Annotated in this window: 17 protein-coding genes and 1 tRNA gene; 9 read left to right on the top strand and 9 right to left on the bottom strand. The window is 64.9% G+C overall.

What is annotated here, in order from left to right; genetic code table 11:
* Positions 1 to 2: 2 nt before the first annotated feature.
* A complete protein-coding gene (gene rhaI, locus KYK29_RS17765; RefSeq protein ID WP_254692229.1) occupies positions 3 to 1292 on the top strand; it encodes an L-rhamnose catabolism isomerase in 1290 nt (429 codons plus the stop codon).
* A 116-nt stretch (positions 1293 to 1408) separates the two neighbouring features.
* The gene (locus KYK29_RS17760) at positions 1409 to 1663 is read left to right on the top strand and encodes a GlsB/YeaQ/YmgE family stress response membrane protein (RefSeq protein ID WP_254692228.1); all 255 of its coding nucleotides are present in this window, start codon (positions 1409 to 1411) and stop codon (positions 1661 to 1663) included.
* 57 nt (positions 1664 to 1720) lie between these two features.
* On the opposite strand, the gene KYK29_RS17755 is transcribed toward KYK29_RS17760, so the two are convergent.
* Together KYK29_RS17755 and KYK29_RS17750 are read right to left on the bottom strand one after the other, a co-directional pair.
* Positions 1721 to 2761 (bottom strand): hydroxyacid dehydrogenase, encoded by a 1041-nt coding sequence (locus KYK29_RS17755; protein ID WP_254692227.1) that lies wholly within the window; start codon positions 2759 to 2761, stop codon positions 1721 to 1723.
* Between the two features lie 187 nt (positions 2762 to 2948).
* A complete protein-coding gene (locus KYK29_RS17750; RefSeq protein WP_254692226.1) occupies positions 2949 to 3281 on the bottom strand; it encodes a hypothetical protein in 333 nt (110 codons plus the stop codon).
* 110 nt (positions 3282 to 3391) lie between these two features.
* On the opposite strand from KYK29_RS17750, the gene KYK29_RS17745 reads away from it, so the two are divergent.
* Together KYK29_RS17745 and KYK29_RS17740 are read left to right on the top strand one after the other, a co-directional pair.
* Positions 3392 to 4018: a ribonuclease D gene (locus tag KYK29_RS17745; RefSeq protein WP_254692225.1), complete on the top strand. Its 627-nt coding sequence runs from the start codon at positions 3392 to 3394 to the stop codon at positions 4016 to 4018.
* An 80-nt stretch (positions 4019 to 4098) separates the two neighbouring features.
* Positions 4099 to 5334, top strand: a complete 1236-nt coding sequence (locus tag KYK29_RS17740) for a hypothetical protein (protein ID WP_254692224.1) — start codon at positions 4099 to 4101, stop codon at positions 5332 to 5334.
* A 13-nt stretch (positions 5335 to 5347) separates the two neighbouring features.
* Here KYK29_RS17740 and KYK29_RS17735 read toward each other — a convergent pair whose 3' ends face one another.
* Both KYK29_RS17735 and KYK29_RS17730 read right to left on the bottom strand, forming a co-directional pair.
* Positions 5348 to 5689 (bottom strand): DUF6665 family protein, encoded by a 342-nt coding sequence (locus tag KYK29_RS17735; RefSeq protein WP_254692223.1) that lies wholly within the window; start codon positions 5687 to 5689, stop codon positions 5348 to 5350.
* A 103-nt stretch (positions 5690 to 5792) separates the two neighbouring features.
* Positions 5793 to 7175, bottom strand: a complete 1383-nt coding sequence (locus KYK29_RS17730) for a nicotinate phosphoribosyltransferase (RefSeq protein WP_254692222.1) — start codon at positions 7173 to 7175, stop codon at positions 5793 to 5795.
* Between the two features lie 334 nt (positions 7176 to 7509).
* Here KYK29_RS17730 and KYK29_RS17725 point away from each other — a divergent pair, with 334 nt between their 5' ends.
* The gene (locus KYK29_RS17725; RefSeq protein ID WP_254692221.1) at positions 7510 to 9006 is read left to right on the top strand and encodes a hypothetical protein; all 1497 of its coding nucleotides are present in this window, start codon (positions 7510 to 7512) and stop codon (positions 9004 to 9006) included.
* 77 nt (positions 9007 to 9083) lie between these two features.
* Here the strand turns inward: KYK29_RS17725 and rpsA are convergent, their stop codons facing one another.
* From rpsA to aroA, 3 genes are all read right to left on the bottom strand, one after another.
* Positions 9084 to 10790 (bottom strand): 30S ribosomal protein S1, encoded by a 1707-nt coding sequence (gene rpsA, locus KYK29_RS17720; RefSeq protein ID WP_254692220.1) that lies wholly within the window; start codon positions 10788 to 10790, stop codon positions 9084 to 9086.
* A 116-nt stretch (positions 10791 to 10906) separates the two neighbouring features.
* Entirely contained in the window at positions 10907 to 11539 is a 633-nt protein-coding gene (gene cmk, locus KYK29_RS17715; protein ID WP_254692219.1) for a (d)CMP kinase, read from the bottom strand.
* Complete coding sequence (gene aroA / locus KYK29_RS17710) at positions 11536 to 12891, bottom strand: 3-phosphoshikimate 1-carboxyvinyltransferase (RefSeq protein ID WP_254692218.1); 1356 nt, start codon at positions 12889 to 12891, stop codon at positions 11536 to 11538. Before aroA ends, cmk begins: the two co-directional genes overlap by 4 nt.
* Before the next feature lie 277 nt (positions 12892 to 13168).
* Here aroA and KYK29_RS17705 point away from each other — a divergent pair, with 277 nt between their 5' ends.
* The 3 genes from KYK29_RS17705 to KYK29_RS17695 all read left to right on the top strand — a co-directional run bounded on the left by KYK29_RS17705 (position 13169) and on the right by KYK29_RS17695 (position 14710).
* Positions 13169 to 13561, top strand: a complete 393-nt coding sequence (locus tag KYK29_RS17705) for a TIGR02300 family protein (RefSeq protein WP_254692217.1) — start codon at positions 13169 to 13171, stop codon at positions 13559 to 13561.
* Between the two features lie 143 nt (positions 13562 to 13704).
* Positions 13705 to 13780: transfer RNA gene (locus tag KYK29_RS17700), tRNA-Ala, on the top strand.
* A gap of 135 nt (positions 13781 to 13915) precedes the next feature.
* Entirely contained in the window at positions 13916 to 14710 is a 795-nt protein-coding gene (locus KYK29_RS17695; protein WP_254692216.1) for a YdcF family protein, read from the top strand.
* A 96-nt stretch (positions 14711 to 14806) separates the two neighbouring features.
* Here the strand turns inward: KYK29_RS17695 and KYK29_RS17690 are convergent, their stop codons facing one another.
* Positions 14807 to 15280, bottom strand: coding sequence for a hypothetical protein (locus KYK29_RS17690; protein ID WP_254692215.1), 474 nt, complete (start codon positions 15278 to 15280; stop codon positions 14807 to 14809).
* A gap of 137 nt (positions 15281 to 15417) precedes the next feature.
* On the opposite strand from KYK29_RS17690, the gene KYK29_RS17685 reads away from it, so the two are divergent.
* Positions 15418 to 16053, top strand: coding sequence for a trimeric intracellular cation channel family protein (locus KYK29_RS17685; protein ID WP_254692214.1), 636 nt, complete (start codon positions 15418 to 15420; stop codon positions 16051 to 16053).
* A gap of 4 nt (positions 16054 to 16057) precedes the next feature.
* Here KYK29_RS17685 and irrA read toward each other — a convergent pair whose 3' ends face one another.
* Positions 16058 to 16480, bottom strand: a complete 423-nt coding sequence (irrA, locus tag KYK29_RS17680; RefSeq protein WP_254692213.1) for an iron response transcriptional regulator IrrA — start codon at positions 16478 to 16480, stop codon at positions 16058 to 16060.
* Positions 16481 to 16504: the final 24 nt, after the last annotated feature.

Raw genomic sequence — 16504 nt, 5'->3', positions numbered from 1 at the left:
CCATGACGATGATTTCCAGGGATGTGATCGCCGCCGAAAACGACCGGCGCCTTGCCGAACTCAAGCAGGACTACGACCACCTCGGCGCGCGGCTTGCCCGCCGGGGCGTCGACATCGAAGCGATCAAGACGAAGGTCGCGGCCTATGGCGTGGCGGTGCCTTCCTGGGGCGTGGGCACCGGCGGCACGCGCTTTGCCCGCTTCCCCGGCGATGGCGAGCCGCGCAACATTTTCGACAAGCTGGAGGACTGCGCGGTCATTCAGGAACTGACCCGCGCCACGCCGAGCGTCTCGCTGCATATTCCGTGGGACAAGGTGGCGGACATGAGGGACGTGAAGGAAAAGGGCGACGCGCTGGGCCTCGGCTTCGACGCCATGAACTCCAACACCTTCTCCGACGCGCCGCAGCAGGAGCATTCCTACAAATACGGCTCGCTGTCGCATGCCAGCGCCGCCACCCGCCGGCAGGCGGTCGAGCATAATCTGGAATGTATCGAGATCGGCAGGATCCTCGGCTCGAAGGCCCTGACCGTCTGGATCGGCGACGGGACGAATTTCCCCGGACAGGCCGATTTCACCAGAAGTTTCGAGCGCTATCTCGATGCGATGAAGGCGATCTACAGGGAACTGCCGGACGACTGGCGGCTCTTCACCGAGCACAAGATGTACGAACCGGCCTTCTATTCGACGATCGTGCAGGATTGGGGCACCAACTACCTGATCGCCCGGGAGCTCGGCCCCAAGGCCTATTGCCTCGTCGATCTCGGCCATCATGCGCCCAACGTCAATATCGAGATGATCGTCGCCCGTCTGATCCAGTTCGGCAAACTCGGCGGCTTTCATTTCAACGATTCGAAATATGGCGACGACGATCTCGACACCGGCTCCATCGATCCCTATCGCCTGTTCCTCGTCTTCAACGAACTCGTCGGAGCGGAAATGCGGCAGGCCGAAGATTTCGCACCGGCCCATATGCTGGACCAGAGCCATAACGTCACCGATCCCATCGAAAGCCTGATGCGCAGCGCCATGGAGGTCTGCCGCGCCTATGCCCAGGGCCTCCTTGTCGATCGGGCGGCATTGGCGGTCTATCAGGACGGAAACGACGCCCTGATGGCCTCCGAAACGCTGAAGGCCGCCTTCCGCACCGATGTGGAACCGATCCTCGCCACGGCGCGTCTTGAAAGCGGCGGGGCGATCGATCCGGTCGCGACCTATCGGGCGGCCGGCTATCGGGCGAAAGTGGCCGGCGAGCGACCGGCGGTGGCCAGCGGCGGCGGCGGCATCGTCTGAACTGTCAAAGCCATCCTGCCGGTTCCGGCAAACGGCGGCGACGAAAGCCCTTGCATTCCTTGAAACGCCTGCCACATTCTTCCGGCGAAAGACGACATTTTCACAGGGAGCGCATCATGGGCATTGAAAGCATTCTGGTATTTCTCATCGTCGGCGCCATCGCCGGCTGGCTCGCCGGCCTGATCGTCTCGGGCTTCGGCTTCGGCCTCGTCGGCAATATCGTCGTCGGCATCGTCGGGGCGTTCATCGCCGGCTTTCTCTTTCCCGCGCTCGGCATCAGCCTCGGCAGCGGCATCGTCGCGGCAATCATCCATTCGACCATCGGCGCGGTGATCCTGCTCGTGCTCATCAAGGTCGTCAAACGCGCCTGACCCGGAGCCACCGGTAAAAAGGGCCGCGGTGCTTTCACACTGCGGCCCTTTTTCGTCTCAGTTGCGGCTGACCGGCCTCGAACGCATCCGCGACACCGTCTCGCGCTCCGCCCGCTTGCAACGCATCGGCGGCAGGCCGCGATCCATCAGCGCCATATCCTCCAGCACCATCTCGCCCATTTTTTTGAAGGCGCTGTCGAGCGCGCCGGCGCGATGCGCCGAACGGATGAAGCCGGGCAGTTCGCGCACCGGATGATCGCGCGGCAGCGGCTCTTCGGGATAGACATCGCTCGCCGCCACGATATGGCCCGAGCGGACGGCCGCCATCAGCGCCGGGAAATCGACCACATCGGCGCGGCTGAGCAGGATGAAGGCCGCGCCCTTACGCATCGAGGCGAAGGCGTCGGCACCGAGGAAGCCCCGGTTCTCGCTGGTGACCGCCGCCACCACGAAGACGAAATCGCTCGCCGAGAGCACCGTTTCAAGCGAGGCCGGCTCGACCCCGGCCTCACGCAGGATCGACGACGGCAGCCATGGATCGAAGACGCGCACATGCGCCCGGAAGCCCGCCAGCACCCGGTTCAGCGCGCGGCCGAGATCACCGAAGCCGACGATGCCGATTTCGGAGCCGGAGACGAGGCGTGCGGCGCGGTTGCCGTCGCCGCCCCACAATTCCCGTCCTTCGCGAAAGGCGACATCGGCATCGATGACGCCGCGCGCCAGATTGAGCGCCATGGCGAGCCCCATTTCCGCAACAGGCTCGGCAAAGACCTGGCCCGTCGTCACCACATGGACGCCGCGCTGGAAGAGGATGTCATAGGGCATATTGTCCAGAAGATTGCTTTCGACATTGAGGATCGCCCGCAGCTTCGGCATGCGGGCGAGCGTCTCTGCGGAAAGCGGCGGCTGGCCGATGACGTAGCGCGCTTCGCCAAGCACGGCCTCGCCAAGTCCCGCGATATTCTCAGGATCGGCCTCGACGACACGATAGCCGGCGCGCAGCCGCGCCAGCGCTTCCGGCGTGAAGATGAGATCGAGACTACGCGGCTCCGGCGCGCTGATCACCAGCGGCAGAGAAACATCGGAAACAGCCGTCATGAAAACTCCTTGCGCAACGGACTCCCATCCGGCGGGGCGGGCCGGCTGGAAAATTAGAGCGGTTCCGGTTTTAACAGAATCGGTAGAACCGCTCTATTTCTTTGTTTGAGCCGCATTTCCGGACGCAAAACCGTTTCGCACTTTTGCTGGAAATGCTCTGGCACGGACGGGGAAGCAACGTCACGCGCTACCAGCCGATACCGCGCAGGTCGCGCTCGCGCGAGCGGGGAAGCTGGTTGGTCGTGACGGTCACGCCGTTGCGGGTGCAACTGTATAAGGCGCTGTCCTCCGGCCGCCATCGCCCGCTGAGGGAGCGGTCTGACGGGACGCGCACGCAGGACACATTCTTCTTGCGCGCCTCCGCTTCCTCCGGCGTCACCACGCCCGGCAGGTCCCTGTAGACCTCGCCAGGTACGGGGCCGGAAAAATCGAGTACCTTCACTTGCGCGACGGCCTGCGAACCGGAGGCAAACAGAAGCACGCCGGCCAGCGCCGCCGCCATCCTCTTGCATCCCGTCATCACCGCCTCCCCGCGCAAAGCGCCCTGTCGTCATCGGAAAGAAGTACCCGCCGGCCGAAACATGCGCTATAGGCCTGCGGGCATCGATTGACATTCATATGGGGTTTTTCATGGCAAGTGCAATCCGCTACCACGAAGGCGACATCCCGGCGGCGGACGCGGCGCGTTATACCGACGCCATCGCCATCGACACCGAAACGCTGGGGCTCATCCCGCGCCGCGACCGGCTGTGCGTCGTCCAGCTCTCGTCCGGCGACGGCACCGCCGATGTCGTGCGCATCGCCGCCGGCCAGAAGGAAGCGCCCAATCTCGTGGCGATGCTGGAAGACCCGGCCCGCCAGAAGATCTTCCATTACGGCCGTTTCGACATCGCCGTGCTGTTCCATACTTTCGGCGTCACCACCCAGCCGGTCTTCTGCACCAAGATCGCCTCGCGCCTCACCCGCACCTATACCGACCGCCACGGCCTCAAGGACAATCTCAAGGAAATGCTCGACGTCGACGTTTCCAAGCAGCAGCAGTCCTCCGACTGGGCGGCCGAAACGCTCTCGCCGGCGCAGCTCGAATATGCCGCCTCGGATGTGCTCCACCTGCATGCGCTGCGCGACAAGCTTACCGCAAGGCTGGTGCGCGACGGCCGCCTCGCCCATGCGCAGGCCTGTTTCGCGTTCCTTCCCACCCGCGCCAAGCTTGATCTTCTCGGCTGGGAGGAAACCGATATTTTCGCCCATAGCTGAGCCGGAAAACGACACGGGCGGGACGGATTTAACGCACGGTTAACCGCGACGACCTACCTTCGGCCAAACCGGAGGTTGCGATGCTCTATCCCTTGAAGAGCGCACCATTGGCCGCCGCCGCCTCGACGATGCAGGGCATCCTCGACACGATCGGGGACCGGCAGCGCGAGGAAGCCGAGAGGGCGAACGGCCGCAAGAACGATGCGTTTCCCGCGCCGTCCGTGCAATCGGACGAAACGGCGCGGCAGGCCAATGCGCGCGTCAACGAGCATTTCTTCGGAAGCCGCGCCCGCGATACGGAAACGATCGCCACGCTGGTCTCCCGGCTGAGTGCTGTCCTCGGCGTCGGCCAGCGGCCGGAAGAAACCGGCCGCGCCTTCGCGCAACGGCTTTCCGATCTGGTGACGCTCGCCGATACGGTGCGCACCAACGGCCGTGAACCGCCGCAGGTCACGCTTGCAAGCCTCGGCACCACGCTCGCCGCGGTCCAATCCGCTCTCGGCGGCGGTCAAGCCAACGATCCGGCGGCCATGCTCGTGGCGCGGCTCGCCCTCTCGCAGGGCGTGGCGCAGGAAGAAGGGGAGGCCGACGCCGATTTTTCCGACCGCCTTTCTGCCATGCTGACGCGCCTTCGCGGCGAGATCCCGGAAAGCAAGGAAGCGATCGAGCGGCAGACGGGGCTTTCGTGCCTCGGCCTCAAGGTCGAAGACCTGCTTGCCGCCCTGCGCGATCCCTATGGATCGGCTGCCCGGCATGTGAAGGACGCGCTTGCCGAAAAGGCTGAGGCGGAAAAGGCGCTGACGCCGGAGATGCGCAAGACGCTGGCCCGGCTGGAGGACACCGCCGCTCCGAAGACCATCGAGGAACTGAAGCTCGAACGGACCCGACGCGACCTGACGCGCGTGGAGGATGCCGAAACCCGGGCCGAGCGCGAGGAGGATATCCGCGCACGCGAGACGGCCGGAAAGCTGGAGGAGGTTCGCGACCTTCAGGAAGCGATGGGCGAGGTCCAGAAGAAGCAGGCCGCAGAAGGGGCCGGCGACGGCGAAACGGACGGCCCTTCGGATGCATTGTCGGCAATCCAGCTTCTCGCCTCCGGCCTTGCCGCCACACAGGCGCAATCCGGCGAAGGCGATGCTACGGGCAACGAAACGGAAGACGACGACGCGGAAACCTCGCAGGATGCGCTCCGCGGGATCGAAGCCGAGGCGAAACGGCAGGATAAGGAGCGTCGCGACGCGGCAAAGGACATCTTTACCCTGCGCGTCGACGAGAACGGCATCTACGATCTGATCACCCGCCAGCTTGCCGGCTAGCGCAAGGGCGGACTCAGCCCGCCTGCCCCGGCTTGACGATGCCGAGCCGGGCCATGACCTCCGGCGGAATGCCGTAACGGCGCACGAGATCCTTCTGGCTGCGCAGGCCGCATATTTCCCGCTGGATCATGAAGGCCCAGACCTTGCCGGCGGCATCGTCGAGCAGCGTCTCGCGCTCTTCGGGCGGGCATCCGCCAGCCACCCCTTCCGCCAGACGCGCAAGCGCCGTCTCCACCTTCTGTCCATGCCGGCCGAGCGCATCGGCCCGTTCGGCCATGAGTTCGTATTCGAGGACACCGAGGCCGGTTTGCGTGGCCGTGGCGGGAGCCAGCGCCTGCGGGGGGCGAACCGTCATTTCCACTCTCCTTTCCTTGCCGTGCAATTCCGGCGAAAGCGGGAGCCGGTCGTGCGTCCAGGATCGCAGGATGGCGCGACGGGGGCGGAACAGCAAGGGCCTCTCAGGCCGCGCGGGCGCGGATGGCCTCGAAGCTCCAGTCGACCAGCAGCGCTCCGTCGCGCCACACGGGAACCAGCAGATTTTCCCGACCTGCAAGCGCATCGGCGCGCACCGCCACGAGCCCTTCGGCCGCCTCGACAACCGCCTGCCGGCCCGCCTTGGAGGCCTTGAGGGTCATCGTCGCCGGCCGCTTGTAGACATCGTGCCATTCGCCCGCCTCGTCCTGGCGGGCATTGGCCTTCATGGCGAAGGAATAGGTGTCGCGATTGACCTTCTGCAACAGGCCGGCTCCCATGCCGAAGGCGATATTCTCCGCCGAAAAACCGAACGCTTCGAGACGACCGAGGATCTGGCCGATCTCGGCGGGCGAGATGCCGTCGCCCTGGATGACGCGGACGCTGTCGTCCAGCACCTTGAACCCCTTTGCATTGAGCCGCGTGCCGAAGTGATGGGCAAGCTGGCGAACCACCTCTACCGGCGTTTCCACCGGATCGCCGCTATCCGGCCGGACGACGAGCGTCCCGCCGGCGGCCTTCACCTTGTCCCGGAGCTGCCCGCCCCAGATCCCGGTGACGGCGTGGTTGATATCGTAACTGTCGGAGACGACGGCATAGAGGCCTCCACCCCCGAATTTCTCGACCATATTGGCATAGGCTTCCACCTCCCGCTCCGGCCCCCACGCCGTCATGGTCGCATGTTCGGAGGCGGGAATGGAAAATCCCGCCATCTCCGCACCATAATAGCGCCGGGCGAAAAGCAGGCCGCTCACCGTATCGGTTCCCATGAAATTGACGAGATGGGCCGCGCCGCCGATACCGGCCTGCTCCAGGCTCGTCGTGCCGCGCGCACCGAAATCATGCAGGCGGAACGGCAGGACCGCCGCCGGGTCGTCGCAGGTCCGTTCGAGGACCGGCTGGATGATCTGCTTCACCTTGCGCGAATTGGAGGCGACCGTGCTCGGATACCAGATCGCCCGCAACAGCGCCGTCTCGATGTAGGAGGTCAGCCAGAAGCAGGCGGGATCGGTGTTGACCACCTGCGCCATCGGTACGCCCCGGCGCACGCGCGTTCCCTCCGGCAGCGCCTCGATGGCGAGCGGCAGGAAGCCGCCGTGCCGCGCCACGATGTGCATCCAGCCTTCCCGGTTGAAGGGCAGCCCGTGCGCGGTGACGATCGCCTCGGCTTCCTCGATGTCGGCCATGGTGACCGGCTTTGACAGATATTCCTTCAGAAACATCTGGAGACCGAAGAACATCACCTCCGGCTCGTCGGAGTGGCCGCGCGCCTCCACATAGGAAGAAATCGCCCGGGTCTGCGGCGGATATTGCAGATAGTGGCTGAGCTTGTAGCTGTCCGTATTGAGGATCAGGTTCGTCAGGTTCATCGCATCGGTTCTCCGCCGCGTCCGGGGCGCCGCCGCTTCGCGCGGGCCGGCAAGATTTACGCGAGCCGCACAGGAGGAGCAAGGGCGGCGGCGGCACTCCGCGTCGTTAGCGATTTGTTAAGCATGAATTGAGAAATGCTATGAGTGGAGGAAAAGCGGCAACCCGCTTTTCCCGCATCGCCCCTCGCCGGCAAGAGCCGGCCCCGCCGCAGCGGCGGACGAGGCATCGCAATCACAGCATCGCGCATGATGCGCCATCGACCACAGGATCGACCGTCAACGACCCGCACGGCAAGGCGAATCCGCATTTCCGCGCGCACGAAGGGAGGCAAGCATGTTGACGCAGACAGCACCGGCGATCGGTACGACACCCTCTTCGACCGCCGTCCCCGTGGAAACGACGGCCGGCGCACGCAGCGAGCCGCCCGCCCCTGCCATCGCGCCCGCCATCGCACTTGCCGGCATTCGCGCCGAAATGCTGCTCCGCCTCTTCGAGGCGCTGATCGGCCGGATGCCTGAAGAAGGGGGGCGGGACAATGCTGCCGGGCGGCCGCTTCTCGAAGCCCTGATCGCCGCCTTGAAATCGCTTCCCGAGGCGGGAGACAAGGGGCGGCGGCCGCTTTTCGAGCTTCTCGTCCGCCTGCCGCCCAACCTGCGACCGGCGGCGGAAACGCTTGTGCGAACGCTTCTCTCCTCCATGCCGACACGGACCCTCATGGAGGCATGGCGCGCTCCAGACACGCCAAAGGCACAGAAACTCATCGCCCTTCTGTCGGAACGCCTTGCCGCCCAAGGCAATCGCGAGGGCGAAATCGCGCCCGCTGGAGCGAGGCGGCCGCCCGCAACAGGCCTCACGATACAGCAGCTTGCCGCCCTCGACGGGCGGACAGGACAGCAAACCGCCAACACGCAGCCAGCCCCGTCCGCCGACGCCCGCGCCCTGCAAAATGCCCTGGTCCGTCTCTTCGAGATGGAGGGAGGACGACTTCAATCCAGCCGCTTCCATAGCGCGCCGGCCGGCGGGGAGAAAGCCGCGCCACCCACCCCCGCCCGCGTCTCGGGACAGGAACCCGCCGCAAGGCCCACGGAAAGCGGCCATGCCGGCGAGCGTGCGCCCGTCGCTCCCCGACAGGATCATGCAACCGTCGCACCGGTGCGGAACGGAACAGCCGAGCCGGCCCTGCCGGCCGCGAAGGCCGACCGGATGCAAGCCGCAGATCATCCCGCCGAACGCCTCCCGCACACCGCTCCCCGACTGGCTTCACAAGGTGCTCTCCAGCAGGCCGTCGTCCGCTTCATCGCCAGCCTGCCGCCGAAAGATGCGCAATTCCTGCGCCTGCTTCTTGAAAAGCCGCTCGATATGGGTGGCGAACCGAAAGCCCGCCCGATGGCGGGCGGCCCGGCCGCTCCCCTTACGGGGACCGGAGACGCCGTCGAAAGGCCGGCACGACCAGCGGCCAAAACACCGGAGACCGCCAGCGCGGACCTGCGCGAGATGCCGGCGGCGGCACGCAGGGACCCTGTCACCACGACACAGGCGGTCCCGCTTCGCGAAGGCGTGCCGCTCGCCTATGTCCCCTACCTGCCGGCCGAGGACGATCCCGATTGGGACGCGGTGGAAGACGCCCGCAACGAAGAGGACGAGGACCCCGGCGGCGATACAGACGACGGCGGAGAGCCGGACGACGACGAGCGGCCGGACGACGCGGCGGACGCGACGGCTTCCGAAAGCCCCGACATGGCGCAACGTCGCCGGAAGACGGAGGAGATGGTGGGAACCCAGGAGCCCGGCCTTTCCTTCTACCGGACCCTCGGCGACTACTGGGCCTGAGGCGGCCGGAGCAGACCACGAAAAAGCCCGCGGAGATTGCTCTCCGCGGGCTTTTCATAAGGCGATGCAAGCGAGGCTTACTCGGCGTTGTTGCGGTTCTTCAGAGCCGCGCCGAGGATGTCGCCGAGCGACGCACCCGAATCGGACGAACCGAACTGCGCGACGGCTTCCTTCTCTTCGGCGATTTCCAGCGCCTTGATCGAAAGCTGGATCTTGCGATCCTTCTTCGAGAAGTTGGTGACGCGGGCGTCGATGACCTGACCGACCGAGAAACGCTCCGGACGCTGCTCGTCACGGTCGCGCGCCAGATCGGCGCGACGAACGAACGAGGTGACGTCCTCGTGGTTGACCAGCCTCACTTCAATGCCGCCATCGTTGACGGCAATGACCTCGGCCGACACGACAGCGTTCTTGCGCAGGTCTCCGGAAGCGGCAGCATCGCCAACCGCATCGCGGCCGAGCTGCTTGATGCCGAGCGAGATGCGCTCCTTGTCGACGTCCACATCCAGAACGACGGCCTTGACGACGTCGCCCTTGTTGAACTCCTCGATGACCTGCTCGCCCGGACGGTTCCAGTCGAGGTCGGAGAGGTGAACCATGCCGTCCACGTCGCCTTCGAGGCCGATGAACAGGCCGAACTCGGTCTTGTTCTTGACTTCGCCTTCGACTTCCGTGCCGGCCGGATGGCCATGCGCGAATGCCTGCCACGGGTTCTCCAGCGTCTGCTTGAGACCGAGCGAGATACGGCGCTTCGTCGGGTCGACTTCGAGGACGACCACATCGACTTCCTGGCTCGTGGACAGGATCTTGCCGGGGTGGACGTTTTTCTTGGTCCAGGACATTTCGGAAATGTGGATCAGGCCTTCGATGCCCGGCTCCAGTTCCACGAAGGCACCATAATCGGTGATGTTCGTAACCGTGCCGGAAATCTTCTTGCCGGTCGGGTACTTGGTGCCGATGCCATCCCACGGATCCGACTCGAGCTGCTTCATGCCGAGCGAGATGCGGTGGGTTTCCTGGTTGATGCGGATGATCTGAACCTTGACCGACTGGCCGATGGACAGGATTTCCGACGGATGGTTGACGCGGCGCCAGGCCATGTCGGTAACGTGCAGCAGGCCATCGATGCCGCCGAGGTCGACGAACGCACCGTAATCGGTGATGTTCTTGACGACGCCGTCGACGACCTGACCTTCTTCAAGGTTCTGGACGATTTCAGAGCGCTGCTCGGCGCGCGACTCTTCGAGAACCGTACGGCGCGAAACGACGATGTTGCCGCGGCGCTTGTCCATCTTGAGGATTTCGAAGGGCTGCGGGTTGTGCATGAGCGGCGTGACGTCGCGGATCGGGCGGATGTCGACCTGCGAACGCGGCAGGAAGGCGACGGCGCCGTCGAGATCGACGGTGAAGCCACCCTTGACCTGGTTGAAAATGACGCCTTCGACGCGTTCGCCGGCTTCGAACTTGACTTCGAGCTTGGCCCAGCTCTCCTCACGGCGAGCCTTTTCGCGCGACAGGACAGCTTCGCCCAGCGCGTTTTCGATGCGCTCGACGTAGACTTCGACTTCGTCGCCGACCTTGAGCGTGCCATCCTTGGACTTCGCACCGAATTCCTTCAGCGGAACGCGACCTTCGACCTTGAGGCCGACGTCGACGATGGCGACGTCCTTTTCGATCGCGGTGATCAGGCCCTTGGCGACATAGCCTTCGGCGAGATCGTTTACGGCGAAGGATTCCTGCAGAAGGGCTGCGAAATCTTCGCGCGTGGGGTTTGCTTGAGACATGAAAACTCCTGATGTGTCACTCGGACACGGGCGCCGGGGGTTAGCGTTGATGATGAACCAGGCACATGTCCGCTGCCTTCAAGGCAGCCAGATCCGGCGCGGGGACAGGCTTGGTTCTATTGTTCGAGGCGGGCGTCGATGATCGACTTCGCCGCCGAAAACGCCGCTTCTATACTCATTTCGGACGTATCAAGCAAGTGCGCGTCCTGCGCGGGTTTCAACGGACTGTCGGCGCGCGCCATGTCGCGCTCGTCACGCGTGCGGACATCGGCGAAAATCGCGGCATAGTCTGCGTTCCCGCCATTGGCGACGATCTCGTCGAGGCGGCGTTTCGCCCGGACTTCGGGCGAGGCCGTGACGTAGAGTTTCACCGGCGCGCCGGGGCAGACGACCGTGCCGATATCGCGCCCGTCGAGCACCGCGCCGGGCTCTTTCAGCGAGAAGCGCCGCTGCGCCTCCACCAGCGCGCGGCGCACCGGCGTCATCACGGCCACTTTCGAGGCCGCCTCGCCGATCTCGTGACGCGAAAGGACCGCCCGGTCGAGCCCGGAAAGGTCGAGTTCGCGCGCCATGCCTTCGGCGACGGCCTCGTCGTCAAGCGGCAGGCCCCGGTCGAGAAGCGCCTTGGCCGTCGCACGATAGGTCAGGCCGGTATCGAGGTGATGGAAGCCGTAATGCTCTGCGATCCGGCGCGCCAACGTTCCCTTGCCGGCCGCCGCCGGGCCGTCGATAGCGACGACGAAGCTCACGGCGCCATCTCGATCTTCGCCCCGAGACCCGTCATGAGGTCCATGAACTCCGGGAAGCTCGTGGCGATGATCGCCGCATCGTCCACCGTCACCGGATGTTCCGAGACGAGACCCATGACGAGAAAGCTCATGGCGATGCGATGGTCGAGGTGCGTGGCGACGGGAGCGCCCGACGCATTGCCGAGACCCTTGCCGTCCGGACGGCCGCGCACGACGAGCGAGGTCTCGCCCTCGTCGCAATCGGCGCCGTTGAGCTTGAGGCCGACGGCCATGGCCGAGAGACGGTCACTTTCCTTGACGCGCAGTTCCTCCAGTCCGTTCATGACGGTCGTGCCTTCCGCAAAGGCGGCCGCGACGGCAAGAACCGGATACTCGTCGATCATCGAGGGGGCGCGATCCTCGGGCACCGTGACGCCCCTGAGCGTGGAGGAACGCACACGCAGGTCCGCCATGTCCTCGCCGCCGGCAAGGCGGGGATTGAGCACCTCGATGTCCGCGCCCATCTCCTGAAGCGTCAGGATGAGGCCGGTGCGCGTCGGGTTCATCAGCACGTTGAGGATCGTCACATCGGAGCCCGGCACGAGAAGCGCGGCCACCAGCGGAAAAGCCGTCGAGGACGGGTCGCCCGGCACGTCGATGACCTGTCCCGAAAGCTTGCCGCGGCCTTCGAGCCGGATGGTGCGAACGCCCTCACCGTCCGTTTCGACGGTGAGGTTCGCGCCGAAGCCCTGCAGCATCTTTTCCGTGTGGTCGCGGGTCATGACCGGCTCGATCACCGTGGTCACGCCGGGCGTATTGAGGCCCGCGAGCAGCACGGCCGACTTGACCTGCGCGGAAGCCATCGGCACGCGATAGGTGATCGGCGTCGGCGTCTTCGCCCCGCGCAGCGTCACCGGCAGACGGTCGCCCTCGGCGGACGCGACCTGCACGCCCATTTCGCGCAGCGGATCCAGAACGCGCCCCATCGGCCGCTTGGTGAGGGAGGCGTCGCCGATGAAGGTCGTTTCGAAATCATAGACGCCGACGAGGCCCATCATCAGGCGGCATCCCGTGCCGGCATTGCCGAAATCGAGCGGCGCTTCCGGCGCCAGCAGCGCGCCGTTGCCGGTGCCGTTGATGATCCAGGTATCGCCGTCCTTGCGGATCTTCGCGCCCATGGCCTGCATGGCCTTACCGGTATTGATGACATCCTCGCCTTCGAGCAGGCCGGTGATGCGGGTTTCACCGCTGGCCAGCCCGCCGAACATGAAGGCGCGATGGGAGATCGACTTGTCGCCGGGAATGCGGACGGTGCCGGAAAGGCCGATGGATTTGCGAGCGGTGGCGGGCCGTGCACTGGCGCCGTGCGACATGTTCTTTTTCCTTATAGAGTCCGGTACGGGGTCCATGGATCATCGGCGGCTTGCGGACCGGAGATCCGGGAGGCCGGCGCTTGCTAGCACAAAGGACAGGGAGCGTCATCCTCCACCTGCAAATCATTGCGACGGGTCGGCCGGCGGAACCCTTGAAGTTTGGCTTTGACAGGAAAGATCAAGACGATTAAGGGGACCGGCTGAATCCTTCTACCGTTCAACGCGCCGGGATCCCCGGCCCTGCCGGCACGGCCCGGCACCCTGAGAGGCTTTGACTGTGGCAAAACCGGAACTCGGAACCAAGCGCATCGATCCGGAAACGGGCAAAAAGTTCTACGACTTGAACCGCGACCCGATCGTTTCCCCCTATACCGGCAAGTCCTATCCGCTCTCCTTCTTCGAGGAGACGTCGGCTGCCGCGGTCCTCGAAAAGGCCGAGGAAGAGGATGTCAACGAGGTCGACGCAGAAAATACCGAAGTCGAGCTCGTCTCCCTCGAGGAAGCCGACGAGGAAGCGAGCGGCGATGAGGCGCTGCCCGATCTTGGGGACGACGACGACGTCGAGATCGACGGCGACGACGACGACACCTTCCTCGAGCAGGACGAGGACGAGGACGATACCGACATGAGCGATCTCATCGGCGTGACCGGTGACGACGACGAGACTTAAGACCATGAATTTCCGGCTGATTTCAAATAAATCGGCCGGAATGCAATTTGGGGCTTGCCATCCTGGAGAAGCGCAAGTATGAACCCGCTCACCGAAGGCGCAACGCCTCGGTTCCCGGACACCGGCTCCGCCGGACCCGACGTGGGGCTATAGCTCAGCTGGGAGAGCGCTTGCATGGCATGCAAGAGGTCAGCGGTTCGATCCCGCTTAGCTCCACCAAATTTCTCCTGACATCCGCTTCCGATTCTTTCCTGATAATCGCCCGGGCTCTATCGCCGGTGCCTTCGATGTGCCATCGGAGGTCTTCCTGAGGCGGCGGGTGGCGAGGGCGCGCCGGAACGGACGGAGGGACGGGTGGTTTACTACGCATCGAAAATCGTCTGGCTCCTGGCGCAGCCGCTATCGCTGACGCTTCTTCTGCTCGTCGCCGGCATGCTGGCCGGGCTTCTGGGGTTCAAACGCCTGCGCACTGCGGCATCACTCGTCGCCGCTGTCGTTCTTTTTCTCACCCTTTTTACCACCACCGGCCCGGTGCTGCTGCAACGGCTGGAGGATCGGATCGCCCGCGCGGCCCTGCCGGAAGACGGCGCCGCCTGCATCATCCTGCTGGGTGGCGGCATCGAGGCGGCGGTGATCGCCGCGCGCGGAGGCTTCGAGACGAACCAGGCGGGAGACCGTTTCATCGAGACGCTGCGCCTTGCCCGGGACCTGCCGCAAGCCCGCATTCTCGTGTCGGGGGGCGACGGTTCCTTCAGCGGCTCTTACGAAGCCGACGCCGCCGTCTCCGCACGGTTCTTCGAGACCTTCGGCGTTTCCCGCGACCGGCTGCTCCTCGAAACGCGGTCCCGCACGACCTTCGAGAACGTCGCCAATACGAAGGCCCTGCTGGAGCAGGAGGGTCTTCGCGACTGCCTGCTCGTCACCTCGGCGTTCCACATGCCGCGTTCGATCGGGCTCTTCCGGCGACAGGGACTGACCGTGCATCCCTGGCCCACCGACTACCGGACGACCGGCCGCACCGGCATCGGGTTCGATTTTACGCAACCCTCGACCAACAGCCAGCTCACCACGACGGCCCTGCGGGAATGGACCGGCCTCCTTGTCTACTATCTCGCGGGCCGCACGGATGCGCTGTTTCCGGACGATTAAAGCAACGCCTGCGAAAGCAGGAGACCCGGTCTTGCACCGGGAACCGCCTGGAGCAACGGGATTGCCGGCCGCAATCGCCCCCGACGCGGGACCTGCCTATTTCTTCGAGATGGTTTCGAAGCGCGTGCCGCGGACCCGGATCGTCATCATGCAATAGTCGCTGTCGTCGCGGCCGCAGCTGGCAGCATTGGCGCGCAGTTCCAGCACCTTGTTGCCATAGCGCTTCTTCAACGTGTAGCCATAGAGATCGGCGCTTGCCGCCAGGAAATAGCCGCCTTCCGCGACACGGATGTAGAAATTGTGCGGGCAGCCGACATTGCCGCAAAGTCCACCCGGAACGCCATCGCAATTGACCGCGCCGAGATTGGTGATGACATCGGCCAGCCCGTCATTGTTGAAATCGATCTCCTCGACGAAATCCCGGCCGTAGAACGCCTGTTTGCAGCGCTCCGCCACGCCGGCCTTCTCCCTGGCGACCGGATCGGGAAGGATCTCTGCGGCGCCGGCCGGCAGGCTGGCGATCAGGAGTGAAAAAGCGAGCGTCGCGAACAAACTGATGCGGATGATCATCGCACAACCTTTCCATGACGGGCGTTTCGGTCATTATCGGCGGGTAGATCGCGGCTGATTCTGCGTCCGGCCGCGCGGCTGCATCATTTAAGGCCGGCAAGCTGTCGCGGGGCTGTGCCCGCCCGAGGGAGGAAACCGTGCCGATCCTGGAACTGCTCGATTATGCCGGCGTCGCCATCTTCGCCGCCACCGGCGCACTGGCCGCCTCGCGCAAGCAGCTCGACATTATCGGCTTCCTGTTTCTGGCGGCGACGACCGGCATCGGCGGCGGTACGTTTCGCGACGTCGTCCTGGGAGCGACGCCGGTCTTCTGGGTTGTGAACCCGACGTATCTCCTCGTCTGCGCCGCCGTTGCGCTCATCATCTATTTTCTCGCCCACCGGGTGGAATCGCGCTACCGGCTCCTGCTGTGGCTCGATGCGATGGGCGTTTCGGCTTATTGTGTCATGGGCGCGGCCAAGGGGCTGACGGCGACAGGCTCGCCGACGGTGGCGATCACCACCGGCGTACTGACGGCCACCTTCGGCGGGATCCTGCGCGACCTGCTGGCCGGCGAGCCTTCCGTCTTGCTGCGACCGGAAATCTACGTCACCGCCGCGCTTGCCGGCGCCGCCATGTTCACGCTGGCGACGGCGATGGGCGGTCCGTTGTGGCTGGCCGCCGGTCTCGGGATTTCGGTCGCCTTCGCGGTGCGCGGCGGAACCTTGAAATTCGGCTGGCGGTTTCCCGCCTATCGGTCCCGGCCGGGAAGACATCCCGACGATGTGATGTGAGCCTTCAGGCGCCCTTGCGCTGACGCAGCCGGATGATCACATCCACATGGGCGATTTCCATGCCCTCGGGCGGCGGCGGCAGATTGCCGATCTCGATATTGCTCACCGGAATGTCGAGGACGCGATTTTCGCCCTCGATGAAGAAATGGTGATGATCGGAGACATTGGTGTCGAAATAGGTTTTCGAGCTTTCCACCGCCAGGACGCGAATCATGCCGGCCTCGGTGAACTGATGCAGCGTGTTGTAGACGGTGGCAAGCGAAACGGGCACGCCGGCGCCCACCGCCTCCTCATGCAGTTCCTCGACCGTCAGATGGCGATCTCCCTTGGCGAACAACAGGTCGGCGAGCGCTACCCGCTGGCGCGTCGGTCGAAGGCCGGAGCAGCGCAGGCGCTCCTCGATCGGCATCTCATGTACAGGCGTCATGGGCAAAAAGTCCGCTCCTGGGGC

This window comes from Shinella daejeonensis (assembly GCF_024281235.1).
Taxonomy (GTDB): domain Bacteria; phylum Pseudomonadota; class Alphaproteobacteria; order Rhizobiales; family Rhizobiaceae; genus Shinella; species Shinella daejeonensis.
Note: the sequence above shows the minus strand (reverse complement) of the source record. Positions and strands in the feature narration are given on the sequence as shown.

What these genes read in the sequence shown, in the direction of transcription:
- rhaI (WP_254692229.1), top strand. Translation starts at nt 3, where the DNA reads ATGACGATGATTTCCAGGGATGTGATCGCCGCCGAAAACGACCGGCGC.
- KYK29_RS17760 (WP_254692228.1), top strand. Translation starts at nt 1,409, where the DNA reads ATGGGCATTGAAAGCATTCTGGTATTTCTCATCGTCGGCGCCATCGCC.
- KYK29_RS17755 (WP_254692227.1), bottom strand. Translation starts at nt 2,761, where the DNA reads ATGACGGCTGTTTCCGATGTTTCTCTGCCGCTGGTGATCAGCGCGCCG.
- KYK29_RS17750 (WP_254692226.1), bottom strand. Translation starts at nt 3,281, where the DNA reads ATGACGGGATGCAAGAGGATGGCGGCGGCGCTGGCCGGCGTGCTTCTG.
- KYK29_RS17745 (WP_254692225.1), top strand. Translation starts at nt 3,392, where the DNA reads ATGGCAAGTGCAATCCGCTACCACGAAGGCGACATCCCGGCGGCGGAC.
- KYK29_RS17740 (WP_254692224.1), top strand. Translation starts at nt 4,099, where the DNA reads ATGCTCTATCCCTTGAAGAGCGCACCATTGGCCGCCGCCGCCTCGACG.
- KYK29_RS17735 (WP_254692223.1), bottom strand. Translation starts at nt 5,689, where the DNA reads ATGACGGTTCGCCCCCCGCAGGCGCTGGCTCCCGCCACGGCCACGCAA.
- KYK29_RS17730 (WP_254692222.1), bottom strand. Translation starts at nt 7,175, where the DNA reads ATGAACCTGACGAACCTGATCCTCAATACGGACAGCTACAAGCTCAGC.
- KYK29_RS17725 (WP_254692221.1), top strand. Translation starts at nt 7,510, where the DNA reads ATGTTGACGCAGACAGCACCGGCGATCGGTACGACACCCTCTTCGACC.
- rpsA (WP_254692220.1), bottom strand. Translation starts at nt 10,790, where the DNA reads ATGTCTCAAGCAAACCCCACGCGCGAAGATTTCGCAGCCCTTCTGCAG.
- aroA (WP_254692218.1), bottom strand. Translation starts at nt 12,891, where the DNA reads ATGTCGCACGGCGCCAGTGCACGGCCCGCCACCGCTCGCAAATCCATC.
- KYK29_RS17690 (WP_254692215.1), bottom strand. Translation starts at nt 15,280, where the DNA reads ATGATCATCCGCATCAGTTTGTTCGCGACGCTCGCTTTTTCACTCCTG.
- irrA (WP_254692213.1), bottom strand. Translation starts at nt 16,480, where the DNA reads ATGACGCCTGTACATGAGATGCCGATCGAGGAGCGCCTGCGCTGCTCC.